Raw genomic sequence first — 21,909 nt, 5'->3', positions numbered from 1 at the left:
AGAAGGCAAGTGCGCCGTACCCGATACCAGTACGCGGAAGCCGGATGCGCCGTACGGCACCGTCCGGTCCGGCGGCCATACTTGTCCGCATGGAACGCATCGGGGGATACCTCATCGAGCGCCGGCTCGGCGAGGGCGGCATGGGCACGGTCCATCTCGCGCGGACGCGCGGCGGACGGGCCGTCGCGCTGAAGGTCGCCAAGGCCGAACTCGCCGCCGACCCGGTCTTCCGCGAGCGCTTCCGCAGCGAGGTCGAGGCCGCCCGGGCCGTGGGCGGCTTCCACACGGCACCGGTGGTGGACGCCGACGTCACCGGCGACCCGATCTGGCTGGCCACGGCCTACATACCCGGGCCCACCCTCGCGGCCCGGCTCGCCACCGAAGGCGCCATGGACGAGCCGCGGCTGCGCGCCCTGGGGGCCGCCCTCGCCGAGGCCCTGGAGTCCATCCACTCCTGCGGCCTGGTGCACCGGGACCTGAAGCCGGGCAACATCATCATGGCCGACGACGGGCCGCGCGTCCTGGACTTCGGCATCGCCCGGGCCGTGGAGTCCACCCGCCTCACCGCCACCGGCACCGCCTTCGGCACCCCCGGCTTCCTCGCGCCCGAGCAGGCCCTGGGGCACGACGTGACCGGCGCCGCCGACGTGTTCGCCCTCGGAGCCGTGCTGGTGGCGGCGGCGGGCGGCACCGCCTGGGGCGAGGGCACCCCGATGGGGCTGATGTACCGCTCGGTGCACGAGCCGCCCAACCTGTCCGCCGTACCGGCCGCACTGGCTGACGTGGTGGCCGCCTGCCTGGCCAAGGAGCCCGCGGACCGGCCCACGCCCAGCGCGCTGCTGGACCGGCTGACCGGCTCCGCCCCGCCGCCGGCCCACCCGCTGACCCCGCCGTACCCGCCGACGACGCCCACCACGCCCCCGCAGGTAACTGCCGTGTCCCCGCCGGCGCCCGCCACACCCCCGCACCTGCCCGCCGCGCCCCCGCCGGCGTTCCTCCCGGCGCCGCAGGGGTTCGGCGCGCCCCCGCCGCCCGCGACACCGCCGTACCAGCAGCCCGTGCCGGCCGCCACGCCCCCGCACCCGCCCGTCGGCGCGCCGCCCACCCCCTACGGGTTCGGGCCGCCGGTCCCGTACGGCAGCCCGGAGGCCGTGCTCGCCGACACGCAGGCCGGCGTGGTCGTCAACGCCGCCGGGGTGCTCCTGGAACTCGCGGGCGTCACCGCGGACTTCCCGTGGGACGAGATCGCGCACGTCGAACGCAGCTGGCGCGGCAACCGGCTCACCGTCACCGTGCGGCTGTGGGGCGGCGGTGTGTACTCCTGCGAGCTGAACGCCCGCCGCAAGGCCCGGCTGAGCACCTGGCTGACCCAGCTCGACCCGGTCCTCGCCCGGTACCTGACCCGTTAGGGCAACGGCCCCCAGGCGGGCACGACTTGCCCCGTTCAGGCTTGAACGGGGCATGTCGTGGGCACGGACCTCCTACCGGCGTCCAGCCGGGGGGTGGCAGGAGGAGGGCGTCATGGAGCGTCAGATCCGGGTACGTGTCAGCCGGCGGCCCGCCGCGCCGCGCGGGCAGGAGATCGACCGCAGGACGCCCTCGGGACGCATCCTGCCGTACTGACCCGGCCGGCCCCGGCGGCCCCGTGTGTCCGGCCCCGCGCCCCAACGGGGCGGGGAAGGCGCATACTGTGCAGTCGTGTACCTGTGCAGCCGGGGGGCGGCGTGAGCGGAACCGAGCCGGGGAGGCCCCCGCGGGCCGTTGTCGTGCCGCCGCCCGCGGTGCCGCGACTCGATGTGTACCCGTTGAGCGGGCGGGCCGGGCTGCGGGCGGCGGGCGAGGTCAGCCTGCCCACGCACGGCATCTGGGAACGCGCGCTGGAGCGGGCCGTTCGCGAGGGCGATGACGTGTACCACTTGGAGCTCTCCGCGCTGACCTTCGTCGACGTCGCGGGCGCCGGCGCCCTGGCGGACGCGGCCCGGCGCCGGGGCGAGCGGCGGCGGCTGGTGCTGGACCGGCCCCCGGCCGCCCTGCCGCGGATACTGGACCTGCTGTGGCCCGGACTCCGGGGGATCGAGGTGTCGGCGTCATGACCGAAGTCGTCGAGGCCGCCGAAGCCGCCGACCCGTTCGTGCACCCCGCCCTCTTCTACGGCGACACGCGGGAGTACCTGGCCGGCACCGTCCCCTTCGTCCGGGCGGCGCTGGCGGCCGGGGAGCCCGTCGCGGTGGCGGTGCCCGGCGAGAACCTGCGCCGCATCCAGGACGAGCTGGGCGCCGACGGCGACACCGTACGGTTCCTGGACATGCGGGAGGTCGGACGCAACCCGGGCCGGATCATCCCCGGCGTACTGCGGGCCTTCGCCGACGCCCAGCCGCCCGGCCGGCGGGTCCACATCATCGGCGAGCCGGTCTGGGCGGGCCGCAGCGCGGCCGAGTACCCGGCCTGCGCCCAGCACGAGGCGCTGATCAACGCCGCGTTCCAGGGTCGCGAGATCACCATCCTGTGCCCCTACGACACCTCCAGCCTGGACGAGCGGGCGCTCGCCGACGCGCACGCCACCCACCCGGTCGTCATCCCGGCCGGCTCCGGGGGCGGGCGGACCGGCGCGGCCTACGACCCCGACGGGGTGGTCGCCCGCTACAACGAGCCGCTGCCGCCGGTGCCCGACGGCCCGGACTCGCTCTCCGTCGGCTTCGACGAGGGATTCCTCTCCGCCGTCCGGCACTCGGCCACCGGCCACGGCGAACGCCTCGGCCTGTCCGGCCCGGCGCTGGAGAACCTGGCGCTGATCACCGCCGAGCTGACCACCAACAGCGTGGTCCACGGCGGCGGCACGGGCGTGCTCACGGTGTGGCCCGACAGCGGGTACGTGCTGTGCCAGGTCCGTGACGGGGGCCGCCTCGCCGATCCGCTGGCCGGCCGCCGGCCCGCCGCCCGCGACCAGCGCGGCGGACGCGGTCTGCTGCTGGTCAACCTGGTGGCGGACCTGGTGCGGGTCCACACCGGGCCCGAGGGGACGACGGTCCGGGCCTACCTGGGCCGTTGAGCCCGCCGCCGTCCGAGGCCGGCGCGGCGCTCAACGGCCTCAGGCGGCCAGGGGGTTCAGCACCAGCGGCTCTATCCGGCCCTCCAGCATGTCGCCCAGGCCCTGTGCCGCGCAGATGTCGGGCCGTTCGGCGATGTGCACCGGCATCCCCGTGGCCTGCCGCAGCATCTGGTCGAAGCCGGGCAGCCGCGCGGAGCCGCCGACCATCGTGATCCCACGGTCGGCGAGGTCGGCCACCAGGTCGGGCGGGCAGTCGCGCAGCACCTTGCCGATGCCGTCCAGGACGGCCGTCAGCGGGGTCTGGATCGCGCCCCGCACGGCGGCGGTGTCCACCCGCACACTGCGCGGCAGGCCCGTCACCACGTCGCGGCCGTGGATCTCGGCGGACGCCGGTCCCTGCGAGGTGAGCCCGTTGCCGGACAGGGCGAGCTGGAGGGGCCGTACCGACTGGCTGGGCAGTATCAGCTCGTGCTCGTGCCGCAGGTGCTGCACGATGGCGTGGTCCACGGCCTCGCCGCCCACCGGGACCCGCTCGGCGGCCACGACGGACCCCATGGACAGCACCGCGACCTGGGTGGCCGCCGCCCCGCACACCATGATCATGGTGGCCTCGGGCCGCTCCACCGGCAGCCCGCACCCCACGGCTGCCGCGATGAGCGTGTCCACCAGCTCCACCCGCCTGGCCCCCAGCCCGACCAGCGTCTCGATCGTCGCCCGCTGGGCCAGCGGATCGGCGTCGTGCGGGGTGCAGGCCGCCGCGCGCAGCCGGGGCTTGCGGCGCAGCGCCCGGCGCATCTTGTCGCCGAGCAGATGCCGCAGCATCCGCTGGGCCATCTGGATGTCGACCACCGTGCCGCCGGAGATGGGCCGGACGACCCTGATGTAGCTCGGGGTCCGTCCCGTCATCTGTTCCGCGAACTCGCCCACCGCGATGAGCGCGCCGGTCCGCGTGTTCACGGCCGCGGCGGACGGCTGGTCGACGACCAGGCCGGTGCCCTTCACGTACACACGGGTACGCGCCGCACCCAGGTCGACGGCGAAGTGACAGCGGCGCAACTGCTCCAGGCTGACGGTCACGGCAGCTCCTCCGGGTGCGCGGGCCTCGGCGTCCCGCCTGGTCGGCGGGCTCACTGGAATCCTGCGCGGCGCCGGGGGCGGGCGCCTGTCCTGGGCGGCCGGGCGGGGCGCCGCTGAACGGGGGTATTTCCCGGCCGTCCCGGAGTGTCGGCCGGACAACCCGCCCGTTCACAGGGTGCGGGCGGCCTCCAGCAGCGGTTCCAGGGACGCCACGGTGACCTCGCTGCCCTCCTCGCGCAGCCGCCGGCGCCCTGCCGAGGTGGGGGCGTAGCCGATGAAGCGGAGGCCGAGCTGCTGGGCGGCGGTGAGCTCGGCGACCGAGGAGCTGATCAGGACGCCGCCGCGGGCCGGTGTGCCGCGGGCGCGCAGGGCACGCAGCAGGCAGTCGGGGTGCGGGGTCAGCAGGCCGAGGTCGGCGCGGCGGCCGTGGACGCCGGCGAGGGGCAGCCGGCAGGGCTCCAGATAGCGCTGGACGGCCGGGGTGCTGACGTCCGTGACCACGCTGACGCGCCGGCCGGAGCGGTGCAGGGCGCGCACGAGCGCGAGGGAGCGGTGCGTCGTGGGCGCGTCGGGGACGGCGCGCAGTTCCAGGTCGTCCAGGCGGGCCCGCAGCAGGGGGCCGAGCCGGTCGTGGGCGAAGGCGCGCAGCAGGTCCAGCGGATGCGTGAACGCCTCCCGGCCGGCCGGGCCGGCGAGGGGCAGCGGCCGGCCGGTCAGCGCGTCCTGCGGGTCGCGGTGGTCGGCGACGACGGACAGCAGGTCGAGGACGGCCTCCCGGGCCCGCTGCGCCGGGAACAACCGGGCGAGGGGTCCGTCGAAGCCGACCAGCACCGTCTGGGCGTCGGCCAGGAGCGCCGACAGCCGGCGCCGCGACGGGACCGGCGGCTCCGCCTCCGGTGCGGGTGCCCACTCGGGGACCAGCTGCACGGTGTACGACACCGCCAGCCCCGGCACCGGCCAGGCGTCGATCCCCGCGTTCACCGCGCGCTGGGCCGCGCCCGCGCGGCGCAGCGGATGGTGGCGGGTGAGCGGGGCCGCCGCCGCGGTCAGATGCGCCAGCAGGAGCCCCGGGACACCGGTGGTCTCCCCGCGGACGAAGACGACCGGGTCCTCGACACGCCAGGACAGCTTGACCGCGGCCTTGAAGGCGCCCTTACCGGAACTCGGCAGGGACACCAGGTGGCGGGCCTCGTGCGGGGTGAGGTCGACCGAGTAGTACGTCTCCGGGCGGGGCGCGCGGGTGCCGTACGGCTGGATCGGGTCGAGCAGCGTCAGCGGGCCGTCGGGCCGCGTGTGCACGATCGCCGTGCGGCCCGGGGTGGGGACGCCCAGCTCGTGCAGGTCGGGTGTGATGAACGGGCCCCGCACCAGGTCGCGTTCGCCGGGCTCGGCGGACCTCGGCCCCAGCAGGCAGTACCAGGCGGCCGGCGGGCTGTCCGGGGCGTTGTCGCGAAAGAGGGGCCGGAACGCCGGGGAGCGCCGGGCGGCGGAGCTGGCGGCGAAGTCGTCGTACAACGCGGGCGGCACGACGACCACGACGTCCGCGGCGGCCTCCGGCGGCCGGACCGGCGGCTGCCCGAACGTCACGTCGAGCCGGGGCGGGCCGGTCAGCCGGGACAGCGCCTGAGGGAGTTCGCGCAGGACGGCGACGAGGGCGGGCAGCAGATAGGCGCCCGGCTCGGTCCGCACCAGGTAGCCGTCCGGACGGACGTCCACCGCGTACTGGCGGGGGGTGAGGGAACCGCGGGCCAGGACCTCGTGCACGGCGGCTTCGAGCGTGATGCGGACCTCGGGCCGGCCGGTGAGGTCATCGGCCGAGAACCGGATCCCGGAGGGGGCGGCGGGGACCCCGGCCCCGGCGTGGAGGCCGTCCTCCCGGTGCGGGGGCAGGCGGCGCAGGCGGTCCGCGCCGCGCAGCTGGGTCTGGGGACGGTCGGAGAGAAGCTCGGCCACCGCCCTGTCCAGCTCCGCTCCGATCGGCTCCGGAAGGGCCGGGGGTGCCGGCTGGGGCGTGCGCTGCTGCCCGACGTCCGGGCCGTGACGCATGGCGCGCACGATGTGCCCCAGCGCGCGCAGGTCGTCGACGCGGCTCCCGCCGCCGAAGGATCTGACGTCCAGGCAGGTCAGGACGGGCCCGTGCGGGGTGAGGACGACGTCCGACGCCGTCAGCCGCCCGTGCGGGCGCCCCTGCGTGTGCAGCGCGTTCACGGCCGCCGCGAGCGGGGGCAGGAGGGCGGTGAGTTCCGCGGCGGGCAGGCCGTGCGGGGCGCTCCCGAGCCGCCGGCTCAGCGTGCGGCCGGTGACGGACTCACGGACCAGGTAGGGGACGTCGTCCGCGATGCCGTGGTCGGTGACCGCCGCGATGCCCGGATGGCGGATGCCGCCGAGCCGCCCGGCGAGGTCCGCGAAGCCGGCGCGGAGCCCCTGCGGAAGGAGCCCGTACTGCCGTACCAGGACCGTCCGGTCGTCCCGCCGGGTGTCCTGGGCGAGCCAGTCCGTGACCTCGGTGACCTCGGTGTGCTCGGTGTCCTCGGGGCCCGTCCGCCGCAGCAGCCGGTAGCGTCCCGCGAACAACGGCGTGGGCGCTCCCGAGAGCCGGCGCACGCTGGCCGCGCTGACCGTGGCGAACGGGTCGCCCTCCGCCGCCGTGCCCGCACCCCGCGCCGCGGGCACCGACGCCCGGAACTCGCCCGGCGCCCGCCCCGCCCGGCGGTCGATGAACTCGCCCACGCGTTCCAGGAGTCCGGCGGTGCTGTTGCGGGCGGTGCGGGGCAGGCCGAGCAGGAGCAGCTCCCGCACCCCGTCCCGGAAGGCGTAGGAGCCCGGCGGGCCGCCCGGGACGGTGGTGAGCATGCCGCTGAGGACGATCTCGGCCAGGTGCTGCGGGCGGGGATCGGGTTCGACGGCGGCCTGGACCAGACGCATGACCGGCAGGTCGGGACGCCCCACCGCGAGATGGCCGGCCAGCCGGAACGCCTCGGGGGAGGCGGTCGCCCGGAACCGCAGCACCAGTTCCTCGGCGGACAGTGCGCCGACGTCCGTACGGTCCTCGGCGTCCGCCGGGAGCGGCCGGCCCAGTGCGGCGACCGCGCCGGGCACCTCCCCGCCGCCCGGCGCCGTGAGCAGTGCCGCCCAGTGCGCCAGCCAGCGCGGTTCCGGCTCCAGCACGGGCAGGGGGACGGCGCCCCGGGCCGTAGCGGACCCGGGCCCGTCCTGCTCGTACGGGGTGAACGTGAGCGCCGCCGTCGGGGCCACGGGGTGCGGGGCCGACAGGCGGCCGGGCGTGGCGGGCAGCGCCGTGTCCCGCCACAGGTGCTCCGGGAGCGGCTGGACGACGGCGAGGGGCGTGCGGCGTGCCCAGCGGTGCAGGGTGGCGTACCAGCGGGTGCCGGCGGAACCCTCCCGCCACTGCGGGCCCATGCAGTCGCTGATCAGCAGGGTGACGGTGCGGCCGTCGCCGGGGGCGTGCGCGTCGGTGCCGCGCACGGTGCCGTCGGCGGCGGCCCGGTACAGGGCGACCGTGCGGAACGTGCCCGACTGGGCCAGCGCCGTGTGCAGTTCGCGGATCAGGGGCCGCCACACCGGCATCGTGGGCCCGGCGTCGTACACCAGGTTCAGGCGCAGCCAGCGCTCCTGGGCGGGGCGCAGCACGGGCAGCCACCACTCGGGGGCGGCGCCCAGGCGGGCGATGCGGTCGGCGGTCGCACGCTCGTCCAGCTCGCGGCCCGTGGGCGCGTCGATGCGGCGCCCCAGCGGGCGCAGCGCGCGCTGGAGCGCGAGAGGGTGGCGCAGCATCGGGGGCGCCGGGGCCAGGAGCGTGGTGTGGGGACGGCCCGCCGGGCCGGGGGCGGGGCGGCGGGAGGGCAGGCGCAGGGGGACGCGGGAGGGCGGCCCGGGGGACTCGGCCGGTGCGGGCGCCGGTGCCCGCACCGCCGCGGGGGCGGGCCGGGGCGCCGGCCGGTCCGTGGGCGCCGGTGTCCGGTCCGGGACCGCCGGTTCGCCGGAGGGGACCTCGGCCGGCGACTGCCCGGTGGCCTCGGCGCCGGTGGTGGCGGGGCTCATCCGCCCGGCCAGCCACAGCAGTTCGGCCAGTTCGAGCGGGGTCGGGCGCACCCCGTGGGCCGCCTCGGCCAGGATGCCGGCCAGGCGGACCACGGGGTCCGGGGAACCGGCGCGGTCAGAAGACATCGGACTGCGCCGCCTGCCCGAGGTACGGCATCAGCTGTTCGGCCAGCCGGTCGAGGGACTCGGTGTCCAGGTCGGCGGAGCGGGCCAGGTAGATCGCGTTGAGGAGCTGGTCGGTGGCCAGGTCGCCGACGCCGGACCGGGACAGGAAACGGTCGATCAGGGTGCGCGCGTAGGCGTCCGGTTCGCCCAGGTGGGCGCGGACGATCTCGGCGAGGTGCCGGTCGTCCGGCTGCCGCAGGTGCAGCGTGACACAGCGGCGCAGGAAGGCGGGCGGGAACTCGCGCTCGCCGTTGCTGGTGAGGACGACGAACGGGAAGGCCCGGCAGCGGACCCGGCCGTGTGCCACCGGCACCCGCTCGTCGGCGCCGTCGGCCAGCACCTCGGCCACGCCGCCCGGTGCGAGGCGGGCGGCGCGCACCAGTTCGGGGATCTCGTACTGGCCCTCCTCCAGCACGTTCAGCAGGTCGTTGGGCAGGTCGAGGTCGCTCTTGTCGATCTCGTCGATGAGCAGGGCGCGGGGGCGGTCGTACGGCAGCAGGGCGGTGCCGAGCGGGCCCAGCCGCAGATGGTCCTCGATGCCCGACCCGCCGGCCGCCCCCCTCGCGTCCTCCGCCCGTCCGTCCCGGCCCGCCCGGTCGTCGGTACCGGGCCGGTCCGGCCGGCCGGTGCGGGTGACCGCCTGCCGGGCCGCGTACAGCCGCGACAGCGGGTCGTACTGGTACAGGCCGTCGTGCAGCGTGCTGCGACTGGTGATGTTCCAGCGCAGGACCGGACCGAGCCGCAGCTCACGGGCGACCGCGTACACGAGCGAGGACTTGCCGGTGCCCGGCGGGCCGGTGACCAGCAGCGGGCGGCGCAGGTACAGGGCCGCGTTGACCAGCTGGACCGTCTGCTCCGTGGCCTGGTACGTCTCGGCGCGGTGCATGCGGTCGGGGGAGACGGCGGCGGCGTCGGCGGCGGCGTCGGGCGCCCGGAGCGCCGGCCCGCCGTCGAAGGCCCGCCACGGCGGCGGCGGTGGCAGCTTCGCGATGCCGTCGTGCGGCTCGTTCGTACCGGTGTAGACGGGCCACAGGGGCATGGGCTCTTCTTCTCCGTGGGGGGCGCGGTCGGTGCGGTCGGTCAGGCGACGGGGGAGTGCAGGCTCGCGGTGGTCTCGGGGAAGCAGCGCGGGTCGTCCCAGAGCAGCTGGAGGTCTCTCGCCCAGTGCAGGTCCGGCTCGTCGGCGGCGTCCGCGGCCAGCCGCAGGGACAGGATGTGGCGGGGGAGTTCGGCGGGCGGGACCTCGGCGACCGACACGGCCAGCTGGTCGAGGAACACGCTGCCCGGGCAGGGCGGTTCCGCGTGCCCCGGGCAGTGCGGGTCCGTGTGCGTGGCGCGGGGGCAGCCGCTCCGGGACCACAGCAGGACGGGGACGGGCACATTGAGTCCCACCTCGAAGTGTCCGCGTACCGCGGTGGGCGGGGAGGCGTAGCCCGCCAGTCCGGCGTCGCCGTCCCACAGCCGTTTGCGCAGGCTCGGCGGGCGCTCCATGGTGCCGCACTCCACGCGGTGCACCTCGACCCCCTGCCCGGCGGCGTCCAGCTTCTGCCACTTCTTGCGCAGCTGGTGGCGCAGTCGGCCACTGTGATGGCGTGCGCGGTCGGTCACCACCAGGGGATAGGCGCACCCGAGGGGCGTGCTGTCCTCCGCGCCGCACTCCCAGTGCGCCACCGCCTCGTTGAGCCACTCGCGCGGCAGGACGAACGTCACCAGCTCCTCGGCGTCCGGGGCGAGCTGGGCGACGGCCTCGTCGATGCGGCGCTGGACGTAGGCCCGCACACCGGTCCGCGGCAGCCGGCCCGCGCCCACCGCCCGGCGCTGTCCGTCGCGGTACGCGGACACCTCCACGGTGACCTGGTCGGGACCGGCGCCGCTGTGCTCGATCTCGACGACGACCGGGGCCCAGGCCGGCGCCACCGCGGACACGGCGGGGACCGTCGCCGAAGGAGCCGGAGGGGCCGGGGGAGCCGGGGTCGTGTCCAGCAGTTCTCCGAGGCGGGCGGCGAACCGGTTCACCGCCTCCGGGTCCGGTACCTCCCACTGCACGTACGCGGCGGCCGCCCACAGGGAGGGGAAGCCACCCGTGGGCAGGGGCGGCCCGAACCCGCCCACCGCGTCCACGTACAGCCGGTTCGGATCACAGCCGCGGCCGGCGCCCGAGTCGTCCCCGGGGCCGGTGCCCGTGGCCCGCCGCAGCAGGGCGTACAGCCGCCGGCGGGCGTCGTCCCGGTGGCCGGGGGTGGGCACCAGCTCGCCCAGTTCGGGCCAGTACCGGGCCATCACGTCCAGCGGCAGCATCCGGCCCTTGCGCACCGCCGGGGCGTCCAGGGCCGCGGTGACCATGCCGGCGACCCTCCCGTCCGGCAGGGTCGCCGCCGCCCCGCTGAAACCGGCCACGAGCGGCTGCCCGTGCCCGTGCCATGCCACCAGTTCCAGCCACTCTCCCGCGATCAACTGCCCGGAGACCGCCTGGTACTCGGCGAGGGTGCCCTCGTCGTAGCCCTCGGGGAAGCCGTACGCGATCAGCTTGGGGTACGGCTCCGTGTACGCGGCGTCGGGCGGTGCGAAGCCGGCCGGCGCGAGCGGGACCTCCCGCTCCAGTTCGAGTACGGCCACGTCACCGGGGTCGGTGACGTCACCCGCCCAGCCGCCGTGGGCGACGACCGAGGCGGACAGCTCGCCCAGCTCCCGGGCGTGCGGGAAGGAGACGGTGACTGCCGCCGTGCCGCTGCCCCCGACCACGTGGGCACACGTGAGGACCCGGCGGCCGGTGATCAGGAAGCCGGCCCCCACCTCGTGGCCGCAGGCGATCCGGGCGTGCCAGGCAGCACTGCTCATCACCGGTCGGCGGCCTCCGGGGCCGGCGCGGCCTGGCCCGGCACACTCCGCTCCGGCGCGGGCTGCGCGGGCCGGGCGGGCTCCGCGGGCGCCGTCCGCTCCGGCTGCTGTCCGGGGGACCAGCTGAGCTTGACCACCAGGTGGCCCTCCGTGGTTCCCTTCGCGATGACGGCACCGGCCTCCGCGGACAGCCGCACACCGAACTCGATCTCCACCGCGTCGGGGCGCAGACTGCCGTCCCGGAAGACCCGCAGCGCGGCCGAGGCCGCCGCCCGCACGCCCTCCAGGGCGCCCTCGAAGGTCCGCGCCGCCTGCGCCGGCCCGTCGCCGCGCGACACGAGGCGGGCACCGGACCGGGTGACCACGTCCTCCACCATCACCCGCGCGCCGTCCTCGGTCGTGAACTCCATCAGCCCGTCCATGGCGCCGTTCGCTCCCCCGTCGTACCTGACCGCTGAGAACTCCCATGTTACGGACGGTGCTTCGGGTGTCACACCGTTGACGGCGCGCGGCGGGGCATCGGCCGAGGTTGGCGAGATCCCGCCTTCGCACCGGACCGCCGGCTCCGGCCGGCCTTCCTCTCGCGCGCCCCGCCCGGCACTCTGCACAGCAGCCGGCTCGCACGCGGACGCGGAAGAGGGCGCTGATGGGCGGAGAACCAGTCAGAGGTGGGGCGTCGCTGCTGGCGGCCGGGCTCGTGCTGACGCTGTCACCGGTGGCACCGGCGACGGCGGCACCGGCGACGGTGGCACCGACGGTGACCGTGACGGCGCCCGCCGCCGTGGGCGGTGCGCCGCCGGCCCCGCGTACGACGGCCGCCGCCCGGACCGTCACCCTCGTCACCGGCGACCGGGTGACCGTCACCGGCCTTGGGCACGGCAGGCGGACGGTCACCGTGCGACGGCCGCCCGGGGCCACCGGTGCCGTACGGACGCGGACGAGCGACGGGGACCTGACCGTCGTACCGGACGAGGCGCTGCCGTATCTGCGGGCCGGGACGCTGGACCGGCGGCTGTTCGACGTGAGCGCGCTGATCCGGCAGGGGTTCACGGACGCCGGGACCGGCGGGCTGCCGCTGATCCTGGCGTACGGCAGGACCGCGCGGGCGGTGATCCCGGCCGGCGCCGAGCGGATCCGGACGCTGGCCAGTGTGCGCGGGGCTGCCGTCGAGGCCGGACGGGGGCGTACCTTCTGGCGGTCGTTCACCGCTTCGTCCGGCATCGACCGGGTGTGGCTCGACGGGCGGGTGACGGCCCGCCTGGCCGAGACCAACGCCCAGATAGGCACCCGCGTGGCCTGGGACGCGGGCCTGACCGGGAAGGGCGTCACCGTCGCCGTCCTGGACACCGGCGCCGACCTGAGCCACCCCGACCTCGCGGGCCGGGTGGGCGAGACGAGGAGTTTCGTCGACGGGCAGGACGTTCTCGACCGCAACGGGCACGGCACCCACGTGACCTCCACCGTCGGCGGCAGCGGCGCCGCCTCCGGCGGCCGGGAGCGGGGCGTGGCACCGGGTGCGACGCTCGCCGTCGGCAAGGTCCTCGGCGACCAGGGCTCGGGCAGCGAGTCCCAGATCATCGCCGGCATGGAGTGGGCCGCACGGGACGTGCGCGCCCGGATCGTCTCCATGAGCCTGGGCACGGCGGAGGCGAGCGACGGCACCGATCCCATGGCCCGGGCGCTCGACACCCTGTCCCGGGAGACCGGCGCGCTGTTCGTCGTCGCCGCGGGCAACACCGGCGCCCCGTCCTCCATCGGCTCGCCCGGCGCCGCCGACGCCGCCCTCACCGTCGGCGCGGTCGACGCCGGTGACCGGGCGGCCCCCTTCACCTCAGCCGGTCCCCGCTCCGGTGACAACGCCCTGAAGCCCGACCTCGCCGCCCCCGGCGTCGGCGTCCTCGCCGCCCGCTCCCACCTCGCGCCCGGCGACGGCTACTACACGGCCATGAGCGGTACGTCCATGGCGGCCCCGCAGGTCGCGGGCGCCGCCGCGCTGCTCGCCGAGGAGCATCCCGGTCTCGGCGGCGCCCGGCTGAAGGACGCGCTGATGTCCGGCGCGCGGCAACTGGACGCCTCCGCCTACGTGCTGGGTGCCGGGCGGGTGAGCGTGGCGGACGCGGTGCGGGCGACGGTCACCGCGACCGGCAGCGCCGACCTCGGCTTCCACAGCCGGCCGGCCGGCGCCGACGAACCGGTCACCCGGACCCTCACCTACACCGACACGTCCGACAGCCCGGCCGAGTTGAGACTGTCGGTACGGGGCGCCCCGGACGGGGTCGTCACCCTCGCCGACGACACCCTCACCGTGCCCGCGCACGGCACCGCCTCCACCACCGTCACCGGTGACGCCTCCCGGGCACCGGCCGGTGCGACCAGCGGGCAGGTGGTGGCCGTGGACGGGTCCGGCGCCACGGTCGCGCACACCGTGTTCGGGCTGGTCAAGGAGGAGCGGTACACGCTCACCGTCCATGTCGCGGACCGCGCGGGAGCGCCGGCCCCCGCCGACCTCACCGTCCAGCGGCTCGCCGCGGGCGAGGACGCCCAGCAGGTCCGGGTGGACGACTCGGGCACGCTCGCACTGCGCCTGCCGCCCGGCAGCTACGCCCTCGCCTCCTTCCTCGACGTGCCCGGCGGCCACGGCCCCGACTCCCTCGGCCTCGGCTTCCTCACGGCGCCCGAGACCGTCCTGGACCGGGACCGCGACGTCACTTTGGACGGGCGCCGGCTGCGGGAGGTGACGGCACGGGTGGACCGGCGCACCGAGACCCGCCAGCTCGTCATGGAGTACGACCGCCGGGCCGGCGGCGCCGACCTGTCCGGCGCCGTCCAGGTGCCCCTCACCTACGACAGCGTCCTCGCCGCGCCCACGCCCCGGGTCACCCGGGGCACCTTCGAGTACCGGACGGTGTGGCGGCTGGCCGCGCCCCGGCTGGAGGTCAGGGGCGTCGGCGAGGCGACCGTCCAGCCGGGCGGCACCCTCGTCGCGGGCCGCACGAGACTGCCCCTGGTGGACGTGGGCGACGGACCCGTCACCGGGGTGTCCGGCAAGGCGGTCCTCGCCCGTCTCACCGACGGCGCCGATCCGGCCGCGCTCGCCCGCGCCGCCGAGGACGCCGGCGCCCGGGCCCTGTTCGTCACGGACGACGCCCCCGGCCGGCTGACGGCCTGGTGGGGCACCGACGACAACACCGACCGGCCGCTGACCATCGCCACGGTGAACCGGGCGGACGCGGCACGCCTGCGGGCGGCGGGCCGCGTCGACATGACCGGCACGCCCGACCCGCCGTACGTCTACGACCTCGCGCAGGGCCACCGGGGCGCGATCCCGGACCGGGACCTCACCTACGCGCCCGGCCGCCGTGAACTGGCCGCCGTGCACGTCCGGTTCCACGCCGCCGGGCCGCGAAGCGGCGACGAGTTCCGGTACTCGCTCACCGGCGCGTTCCCGGTCGCACTCGGCTTCCAGGAGAGCGTCACCCTGCCCGCCGAGCGCACCGACTACGTCTCCACCGGCCCCGGTCAGCGCTGGCAGGAGACCGTCACGGCCGCCGACGGCGCCCTGACGGAACGCGGCGGCCCCGTCCGCTACACCGGCGGCACCCGGCCGGAACTGGACTGGTTCGGTCCCGTGTGGCATCCGTGGCTGGGCACCGCGCTCGGCGGGGGCCAGGAACGCGCCGGGAACCGGATCCGGCTGGACACCCCCGGCTGGGGCGACTCCGGGCCCGACCACACCGGTTCCGGGGACGTATGGAGCGAGAGCAGCGGGATGACGCAGACCACCGCCGTCCGCGTGGACGGCGCCCCGGCCGACCGGCGCACCGGCTCCGCCGTCCACGTGGAGGACGCGCCCGCCGGCGAGCACACCTACACGGTCGTCACCGACACCGCCCTGGACGCCGGCCACTGGCCGCTCCCCACCCGGGGCCACAGCGAGTGGACCTTCCGTTCGGCGGCCACCCCGGAGGACCACTGGACCGCCCTGCCGCTGATCAACCTCGCCTGCCGCCTCGGCACCGACCTCGCCGGGACCGTGCCCGGCGGACGGCGGACCCCGGTCACCCTGCGCGCGGAGTACGTGGCGGACGCCCCGGGCACCGGCACGCCCGGCGGCGGCCGGCTGGAGGTGTCGTACGACGCCGGCCGGACCTGGCGGCCGGTGCCCCTGACGGGCCGGGACGCCTCCTGGCACGGCACCCTGGCGGTGCCGCGCACCGCGACCGCCGTCTCCCTGCGGGCCTCGGCCCACGACGACCGCGGTGGCTCGGTGAGCCAGGAGATCGTCCGGGCGGTGGCGGTGCGCTGACCTACGGCCGGGGCCGTTCCCCGCGGCCGGCCCCACCCCGGTGCTCCGGCTGCCCCTCGTGCGCCACGATGCCCCGGACCACCCCCAGCTGAACCAGGTCCTGCGGGCGCAGCCGCAGCTGCCCCGCGGTCGCCTCCACCTCCTCGGGCCCGCGCTTGAGGATCGCCGCGGCCAGTTCCGGGGCGATCACCGAGAAGTAACTGTCCGGCGCGGCCCAGGTGTTGCCGGGCGCCGCCAGCGCCAGGGCCCCGCCGGAGCCGCCCTCGCCGATGACGAGGGTGGTGACCGGCACACGGGCGGCGGCCACCGCGCCGAACACCTCGGCGATCGCCGGACCGGCGCCCTGGCGCTCCGCCTCCGCGTCGTTGGCGGCGCCCGGGGTGTCCACCAGGGTCAGCACCGGGATCCCCAGCCGGTCCGCCAGCCGGATCAGCCGGGCGGCGGTGCGGTACCCGGCGGGGCGGGTCGCCGCCCCGGTCTGCGCGGCGTACGCGACGGTACGGCCGTCCCGCTCGCCGAACCCGCACAGCATGCCGTGGGTGTCCGTGCCGCCGCACCGGTCGCCGCTGATGCCGGCCCGGTGGGTGAAGTAGGCGTCCAGGTAGGCCCGGCAGCGCGGCCGGCGCGGCGAACGGGCCCGCCGGACGGCCTCCCAGCCGGTGCCGGGCAGTTCGGCGGCGCCGAGAGCGGCCGGCACGTCCGCGGCCACGACCGGCCCGCCGTCCCCGGGCGTCCCGCGCGACAGCAGCCGCAGCCACCGGCCCAGCACCCCGCGCACCTCGGCCGGCTCCACCACCGCGTCCGCCGAGCCCGCCGCCACCTGTGCCTCGGCCGTGTAGGCCGCCGGGTCGGCGTCCGGGGGGCGGACGCGGGAGCCGGCGAAGCCGACCTGAGCGCCGGACAGGGCCAGGACGACGTCCGCGCCCGCGCCCAGCGTGGCCCAGCCGCCGCCGGTCGTCGGATCCCGCAGGACGGCGATCTGGGGCAGGCCGGCCTCCCTGGTGAGCGCGGACTGACGGGCGACCCGCTGGAGCTGGGCCAGCGCGAGCATGCCCTCCTGCATCCGGCTGCCGCCGGTCGCGACGAGCGGAACGACCGGCAGCCGGTGCGCGCGGGCGTACGTGTACGCCGCCTCCAGCCGGTCCCCGGTGCGTTCGCCGAGCGAGCCGCCCAGGAAGCCGAACTCGAAGGCGATCAGCACGGCCGGGGTGCCCGCGACGCTCGCGGTGCCGCAGACGGCCGACTCCCGCTCACCGGTGCGCTCGGTGGCGCGGGCGCGGGACGCGTCGTAGCCCTGCCAGCCGAGCGGACCGTCCGGCCGGGACTCCTCCGGCGGAGCGGGGAGGTCACGGAAGCTGCCGGCGTCCGTGACCAGCGCCAGGACCTGCCGTGCCGAGAGCCGGTCAGGCACCGGGCAACGCCCGCTTCATGATCTTCCCCATGTCGTTGCGGGGGAGCGCCTCCAGGTAGCGGACGACCCGGGGACGCTTGTGCGGGGCCAGCCGCCGGGCCACGTGGTCCGCCAGTTCCTCGGCACCGGGCGGGGTCCCCGGCTCCGCGGGCACGATCCAGGCCACGATCCGCTCGCCCAGGTCGGCGTCGGGTTCCCCGGTGACCGCCGCCTCCCGCACCCCCGGATGCTCCAGCAGCGCGTTCTCGATCTCACCCGCTCCGATCTTGTAGCCGCCGCTCTTGATCAGGTCGGTGGCCTTGCGCCCCACGATGCGGACATAGCCGTCGGACTCGCGCACGGCCATGTCACCGGTGCGGAACCAGCCGTCGGCGGTGTACGCGGCGGCGGTGGCGTCGGGCCGGTTCAGGTACTCGGTGAACAGGTGGGGCCCGCGCACCTGGATCTCGCCGACGCTCTCCCCGTCGTACGCGGTGATCTCCGAGCCGTCCTCCTCCACCAGCCGCAGCTCCACGCCCGGCAGCGGCACCCCGACCGTGCCCGCCCTCGCCTCCCCGTCGGCGCGCACACTGGTGTTCATCAGCGTCTCGGTCATGCCGTACCGCTCGATCACCCGGCGCCCGGTGGCCGCGGCGATCCGCTCGTGGTCGTGCACGGGCAGCGCCGCCGACCCCGAGACGAGCAGCCGGGCCCGCCCGAGCGCCTCCGCCAGTGCGGGGTCGTCCGGCAGGGCCTCGGCGATGCGGTGGTACATCGTCGGCACCCCGAACACCATGGTCGCGCCGTCGTTCAGCTCCCGGGCCACGCCCTCGGGGGAGAACCGCCCCAGGTGCCGCACCGCGCCGCCGCGCCGCAGCGGGCCCAGGACGCCCAGCACCAGCCCGTGCACATGGAACAGGGGCAGCGCGTGCACCAGCACGTCGTCCGCGGTCCACCGCCAGGCGTCGGCGAGCGCGTCCAGCGTGGTGGCCAGGGCCCGGCGGGGCAGCACCGCGCCCTTGGGTGGGCCGGTGGTGCCGGAGGTGTAGACGACCAGCGCCGGATCACCGTCCGCGGCCTCCTGCCCGGGAACGGTGCCGGTGGCGGAGGCGTCGACCTCGATCCTGGGCAACGCGGCCAGGACGGGCGGCAGTTGAGCCCCGGGTGCGGCGAGGACCAGTGTCGGCGCGCTGTCGGACACGATGTGCGCCAGCTCCTTCTCGCCCGACCTGGGGTTCAGCGGCACCGCGGCCACCCCGGCCAGCAGCGCGCCGGTGACGGCGACGGCCGTCTCCAGCTCGGGGGTGGCCCACACGGCGACCCGTCCGGTGCCCCGCAGCCGTCCGGCGAGGGCCCCGGCGGCGCCCGCGAGCCCGCCGTACGTCAGGGTCCGCGAGCCGAACCGCAGGGCGGCCCGCCCACCCGGACCGTCCGTCAGAGCGGGGAAGAGAGAGGACACCTGGCGCACTCCTTAACTGTCGACACTGCCGACCGCCGGGGGACGACAGCACCCTTCCTACACCAGACACCCCCGGCCCACGACCGCCCTCGGACCGGTGAGGTGTCCACCACATCGGCGACCGCACGACTGACGTCGTCGGGACCGCCGGCCGGCGGCTCCCGGACCCGCTCGCCGGGTACGACCCCGGTCGGAGCGCCGGAGGTCGTCCGCCACCGGCGCCGGGGCCTCCCCGAGGGGGAAGGTCACCTGGCGTGCCGGGGTCGCGTGGTGCTTGTTAGCCTCGCAGCGCCCGCCCATCGAACCGCCGTACGACAGGGAGCCCGCCGTGCCCCGCATCGCCCTGGCCACCTACGACCCCGGGTCCGAGCCGAGCAGGGACACCGACCTGCCCCTGCTGGTGCGGGCGCTGAGGGACGCCGGGGCGCGGACGGACGCACCGTACTGGGACGACCCGGCGGTGGACTGGGGCGGCTACGACCTCGTCGTCATCCGCTCCACCTGGGACTACAGCTGGCGGGCCGCGGAGTTCACCGCCTGGGTGGAGCGGGCCGGCGCGCTGACCCGGCTGGCCAACCCGGCGTCCGTGGTGCGCTGGAACACCGACAAGCGCTACCTCGGGGAGCTGGCGGCGGCCGGCGTGCCCACCGTGCCGACCCGTTACGCGGCGCCGGGCGAGCCGGCCGGCCTGCCCGACGGCCACGACTTCGTCATCAAGCCGACGTCAGGTGCGGGCGCCCGGTTCGCCGCCCGGTACACGCCCGCCGAACACGACACGGCGCTGCGGCAGCTCGCGCGGATGCACGCGGAGGGCCTCACGGCGATGGTGCAGCCCTACATGCCGGGCATCGACGTCAACGGCGAGCGGGCGCTCCAGTTCTTCGGCGGCCGGCTGCTGCACGCCAGCCGCAAGGGGGCCGTGCTGACCGCCGGCACCCCGTACGACGCCGTCAAGGTCGCCCATCCCGGCCTGGAGCCCTGGCGGCCCACGGCCGCCGAACTCGCCGTCGCCGAACGGGCGCTGGCGGCCGTGCCCGGCGGCTTCGGGCTGCTGTACGCGCGCGTGGACCTGGTGGACGGGGAGGACGGCGCACCCCGCCTGATGGAACTGGAGCTGGTGGAGCCCAACCTCTTCCTGTGGCTCCACCCGGGCTCGCTGGAGCGTGTGACGGCGGCGGTCCTGACGGCGGCCGGCGCCGGATAGCCGCGCGGCTCAGGTGACGACCGCCGTGCGCTGGAGCAGGCCCCAGGTGAACTCGGCGACCACCTCGTGCCGGGTGCCGGCCCGGTCGGGGGCGGTGAACGCCAGCCCCCAGCGGGTCGGGGCCGTGCCCTCCAGCGGGCGGGCGGGGGCGAACGCGCGGGCCGCCTCGTCCACCGTGCACGACCAGGGCGTCAGGTCCTCCAGGGCGCGCAGGTCCGGGGCGGGGGCGTCCGGCGCCCGCACCAGCCACTCGTTCCAGACCCCGCCGTCGGGCCCGACGAGGATCTCGAAGCGCAGGCCGGGCCAGAGCGGGAGGGCCCACTGCCAGGCTTCGCAGTCGACGTCACCGAGCCGGCGCGGGAGCACGCGGGCGGGTCCGCCGAGGACGGAGCGGTAGCGCGCGGCGGCGCCCCGGGACCGCGGCGAGCGGACCATGGCCTGCCAGCGCTTGTTCGTCTCCCGCATCTGTGCGAGCGAGGCGCCCAGTTCGCGGCGGGCCTCCTCGACGAGGCCGGGGTTGTGGTCGGCCATCCGGCGCAGCAGCACCAGCTGGAAGTCGAGTCGCATGGCACCCATGGTGCCCGGTCCGTTCCGTCCGTCCCCGGCCATTGCCCGCACCCCCTTCCCTGACTAGCCTGTGTTCGTCATGCCGATCGTCTGTTGATATCTCGAACGTCGGGGATATCGCCCGCAGGCGCCTAGACCCAAAGGGAGGGGGCCGGACGTGGGACGCCTCGTGCCTGCCGTGACCCGGGCTCTCGACATTCTGGAGCTGTTCCTCGACGGGGACGGGACGCTGTCCGCCCCCGACATCGTGCGCCGGCTCCAGCTGCCGCGCACCACCGTGCACGAGCTGGTCACCACGCTCGCCGCCCGCTCGTACATCGTGCCGCTGCCCGGACAGCCCGGACGGTACCGGCTCGGCGTACGGCCGTACCAGCTCGGCAGCCGCTACGCCGAACAGCTCGACCTCGCCGCCGAGGGCCAGCAGGTGGCCCGCTCCGTCGCCGAGACCTGCGACGAGACGGTCCATGTCGCCATCCTCGAGGGCACCGACGTCATCTACATCGCCAAGGTCGACTCCACGCACGCGGTCCGTATGGTCTCCGCCGCCGGCCGCCGCCTCCCCGCCCACTGCACCTCCGTGGGCAAGATGCTGCTGGCCTCCCTGCCGGAGCCGGAGCTGGCCGCGCGGATCCCCGACGGCACCGAGCTGGCCGCGATGACCCCGAACAGCATCACCGGACCGGCCGCCCTGCGCGAGGCCCTGGCGGAGATCCGGCAGCGCGGGCTCGCGGTGGAGAACCGCGAGTCCAACCCGGACGTCTCCTGCGTGGCCGCGCCGGTCCGCGACCGCACCGGCCAGGTCGTGGCCGCCCTGTCCATCTCCGTCCCCATGATCCGCTGGAGCGAGGAACGCCGGGCCGAGCTGGAGCAGCTCGCCGTGAAGGGCGCGGCGGAGCTGTCGGAGCGCCTGGGCCACCGGAGCGCGGCATGACGGCGTACGAGGTGGCGGTGCGGGCCGGGGCGGCGCTCGGCGAGGGACCGACCTGGGACCCGGCGACGGGCCGGCTGATCTGGCTCGACGTCCTGGGCATGCGGGTGCACACGTACGACCCGGTGACCGGCCGGCGCACGGTCCGTACGACCGAACAGCACGTCGGCGCGGTCAAGCCCCGGGCGGGCGGCGGCCTGGTGCTGAACCTGCGGGACGGCGTGGGCCTGCTGGACCCCGACGACACCTTCCGCTGGCTGCACCACGAGCCGGTCGCCGGCCGCCGCGCGAACGACGCCGCGGTGGCACCCGACGGTTCGCTGTGGGCGGGCACGATGCGCTACGACGAGGCGACGGGCGGCGGCACCCTGTCCCGGCTGACCGGGGACGGTACGGTGCACACGGTCCTCGCCGACGTCACCGTCAGCAACGGCACCGGCTGGAGTCCCGACGGCAGCCTCATGTACTACGTCGACACCCCGACCCGCCGCGTGGACGTCTTCGACCACGACGCGGACGGTGTGCGCGACCGCCGCCCCCTGGTGGAGATCGAGGAGGGCGCGGGCTACCCGGACGGCCTCACGGTCGACGCGGAGGGCTGTGTGTGGGTGGCGCTGTGGGACGGCGGCGCGGTGCGCCGGTACACGCCCGACGGGGTGCTCGACCGGGTGATCCGGGTGCCCGCGCCGCGCACGACGGCCTGCGCGTTCGGCGGCCCCGCGCTGACCGACCTGTACATCACGACGGCCCGTACGGGCCTGCCGGCACCGCACCCCCTGTCCGGCTCGCTCCTGGTGATCCCGGACGCGGGCCGGGGCCTGCCCCAGCCGGCGTTCACGGGCTGAGCCCGACCGGCGGCGGGTC

Annotated in this window: 15 protein-coding genes; 7 read left to right on the top strand and 8 right to left on the bottom strand. The window is 76.5% G+C overall.

The features are described 5' to 3' along the window. The first annotated feature begins 89 nt into the window (after positions 1-89). The 3 genes from AB0F03_RS02490 to AB0F03_RS02480 all read left to right on the top strand — a co-directional run bounded on the left by AB0F03_RS02490 (position 90) and on the right by AB0F03_RS02480 (position 3,049). The gene (locus tag AB0F03_RS02490; protein WP_361985683.1) at positions 90-1,409 is read left to right on the top strand and encodes a serine/threonine-protein kinase; all 1,320 of its coding nucleotides are present in this window, start codon (positions 90-92) and stop codon (positions 1,407-1,409) included. A gap of 372 nt (positions 1,410-1,781) precedes the next feature. After that, on the top strand, positions 1,782-2,093 hold the full coding sequence (locus AB0F03_RS02485) for an STAS domain-containing protein (protein WP_361985680.1): 312 nt from the start codon (positions 1,782-1,784) through the stop codon (positions 2,091-2,093). Beyond that, entirely contained in the window at positions 2,090-3,049 is a 960-nt protein-coding gene (locus AB0F03_RS02480; protein ID WP_361985677.1) for an anti-sigma factor RsbA family regulatory protein, read from the top strand. The genes AB0F03_RS02485 and AB0F03_RS02480 overlap by 4 nt, the downstream gene beginning before the upstream one ends. Positions 3,050-3,088: 39 nt before the next feature. Here AB0F03_RS02480 and AB0F03_RS02475 read toward each other — a convergent pair whose 3' ends face one another. The 5 genes from AB0F03_RS02475 to AB0F03_RS02455 all read right to left on the bottom strand — a co-directional run bounded on the left by AB0F03_RS02475 (position 3,089) and on the right by AB0F03_RS02455 (position 11,613). Further along, the gene (locus AB0F03_RS02475) at positions 3,089-4,126 is read right to left on the bottom strand and encodes a rod shape-determining protein (protein WP_361985674.1); all 1,038 of its coding nucleotides are present in this window, start codon (positions 4,124-4,126) and stop codon (positions 3,089-3,091) included. A 168-nt stretch (positions 4,127-4,294) separates the two neighbouring features. After that, complete coding sequence (locus AB0F03_RS02470) at positions 4,295-8,314, bottom strand: SAV_2336 N-terminal domain-related protein (RefSeq protein WP_361985671.1); 4,020 nt, start codon at positions 8,312-8,314, stop codon at positions 4,295-4,297. Then, the gene (locus tag AB0F03_RS02465) at positions 8,304-9,392 is read right to left on the bottom strand and encodes a MoxR family ATPase (RefSeq protein WP_361985668.1); all 1,089 of its coding nucleotides are present in this window, start codon (positions 9,390-9,392) and stop codon (positions 8,304-8,306) included. The genes AB0F03_RS02470 and AB0F03_RS02465 overlap by 11 nt, the downstream gene beginning before the upstream one ends. A 41-nt stretch (positions 9,393-9,433) precedes the next feature. Next, a complete protein-coding gene (locus tag AB0F03_RS02460; protein ID WP_361985666.1) occupies positions 9,434-11,191 on the bottom strand; it encodes a trypsin-like peptidase domain-containing protein in 1,758 nt (585 codons plus the stop codon). Beyond that, the gene (locus tag AB0F03_RS02455; protein WP_361985663.1) at positions 11,191-11,613 is read right to left on the bottom strand and encodes a CU044_2847 family protein; all 423 of its coding nucleotides are present in this window, start codon (positions 11,611-11,613) and stop codon (positions 11,191-11,193) included. The genes AB0F03_RS02460 and AB0F03_RS02455 overlap by 1 nt, the downstream gene beginning before the upstream one ends. A gap of 224 nt (positions 11,614-11,837) precedes the next feature. Here AB0F03_RS02455 and AB0F03_RS02450 point away from each other — a divergent pair, with 224 nt between their 5' ends. Next, positions 11,838-15,497: a S8 family serine peptidase gene (locus AB0F03_RS02450; protein WP_361985660.1), complete on the top strand. Its 3,660-nt coding sequence runs from the start codon at positions 11,838-11,840 to the stop codon at positions 15,495-15,497. Between the two features lies 1 nt (position 15,498). Here the strand turns inward: AB0F03_RS02450 and AB0F03_RS02445 are convergent, their stop codons facing one another. Both AB0F03_RS02445 and AB0F03_RS02440 read right to left on the bottom strand, forming a co-directional pair. Continuing rightward, the gene (locus AB0F03_RS02445; RefSeq protein WP_361985657.1) at positions 15,499-16,908 is read right to left on the bottom strand and encodes a carboxyl transferase domain-containing protein; all 1,410 of its coding nucleotides are present in this window, start codon (positions 16,906-16,908) and stop codon (positions 15,499-15,501) included. Beyond that, the gene (locus AB0F03_RS02440; protein WP_361985654.1) at positions 16,901-18,346 is read right to left on the bottom strand and encodes an acyl-CoA synthetase; all 1,446 of its coding nucleotides are present in this window, start codon (positions 18,344-18,346) and stop codon (positions 16,901-16,903) included. The genes AB0F03_RS02445 and AB0F03_RS02440 overlap by 8 nt, the downstream gene beginning before the upstream one ends. Positions 18,347-18,674: 328 nt before the next feature. On the opposite strand from AB0F03_RS02440, the gene AB0F03_RS02435 reads away from it, so the two are divergent. Then, a complete protein-coding gene (locus tag AB0F03_RS02435) occupies positions 18,675-19,550 on the top strand; it encodes a hypothetical protein (RefSeq protein WP_361985651.1) in 876 nt (291 codons plus the stop codon). Positions 19,551-19,559: 9 nt separating this feature from the next. On the opposite strand, the gene AB0F03_RS02430 is transcribed toward AB0F03_RS02435, so the two are convergent. Then, positions 19,560-20,117, bottom strand: a complete 558-nt coding sequence (locus AB0F03_RS02430; protein WP_361985648.1) for a hypothetical protein — start codon at positions 20,115-20,117, stop codon at positions 19,560-19,562. Between the two features lie 157 nt (positions 20,118-20,274). On the opposite strand from AB0F03_RS02430, the gene AB0F03_RS02425 reads away from it, so the two are divergent. After that, complete coding sequence (locus tag AB0F03_RS02425) at positions 20,275-21,048, top strand: IclR family transcriptional regulator (protein WP_361985645.1); 774 nt, start codon at positions 20,275-20,277, stop codon at positions 21,046-21,048. Further along, positions 21,045-21,890, top strand: a complete 846-nt coding sequence (locus AB0F03_RS02420; protein WP_361985642.1) for an SMP-30/gluconolactonase/LRE family protein — start codon at positions 21,045-21,047, stop codon at positions 21,888-21,890. The genes AB0F03_RS02425 and AB0F03_RS02420 overlap by 4 nt, the downstream gene beginning before the upstream one ends. Positions 21,891-21,909 lie beyond the last annotated feature (19 nt).

It is taken from the genome of Streptomyces sp. NPDC028722 (assembly GCF_040637655.1).
In the GTDB taxonomy this organism is placed as follows: Bacteria; Actinomycetota; Actinomycetes; order Streptomycetales; family Streptomycetaceae; genus Streptomyces.
Note: the sequence above shows the minus strand (reverse complement) of the source record. Positions and strands in the feature narration are given on the sequence as shown.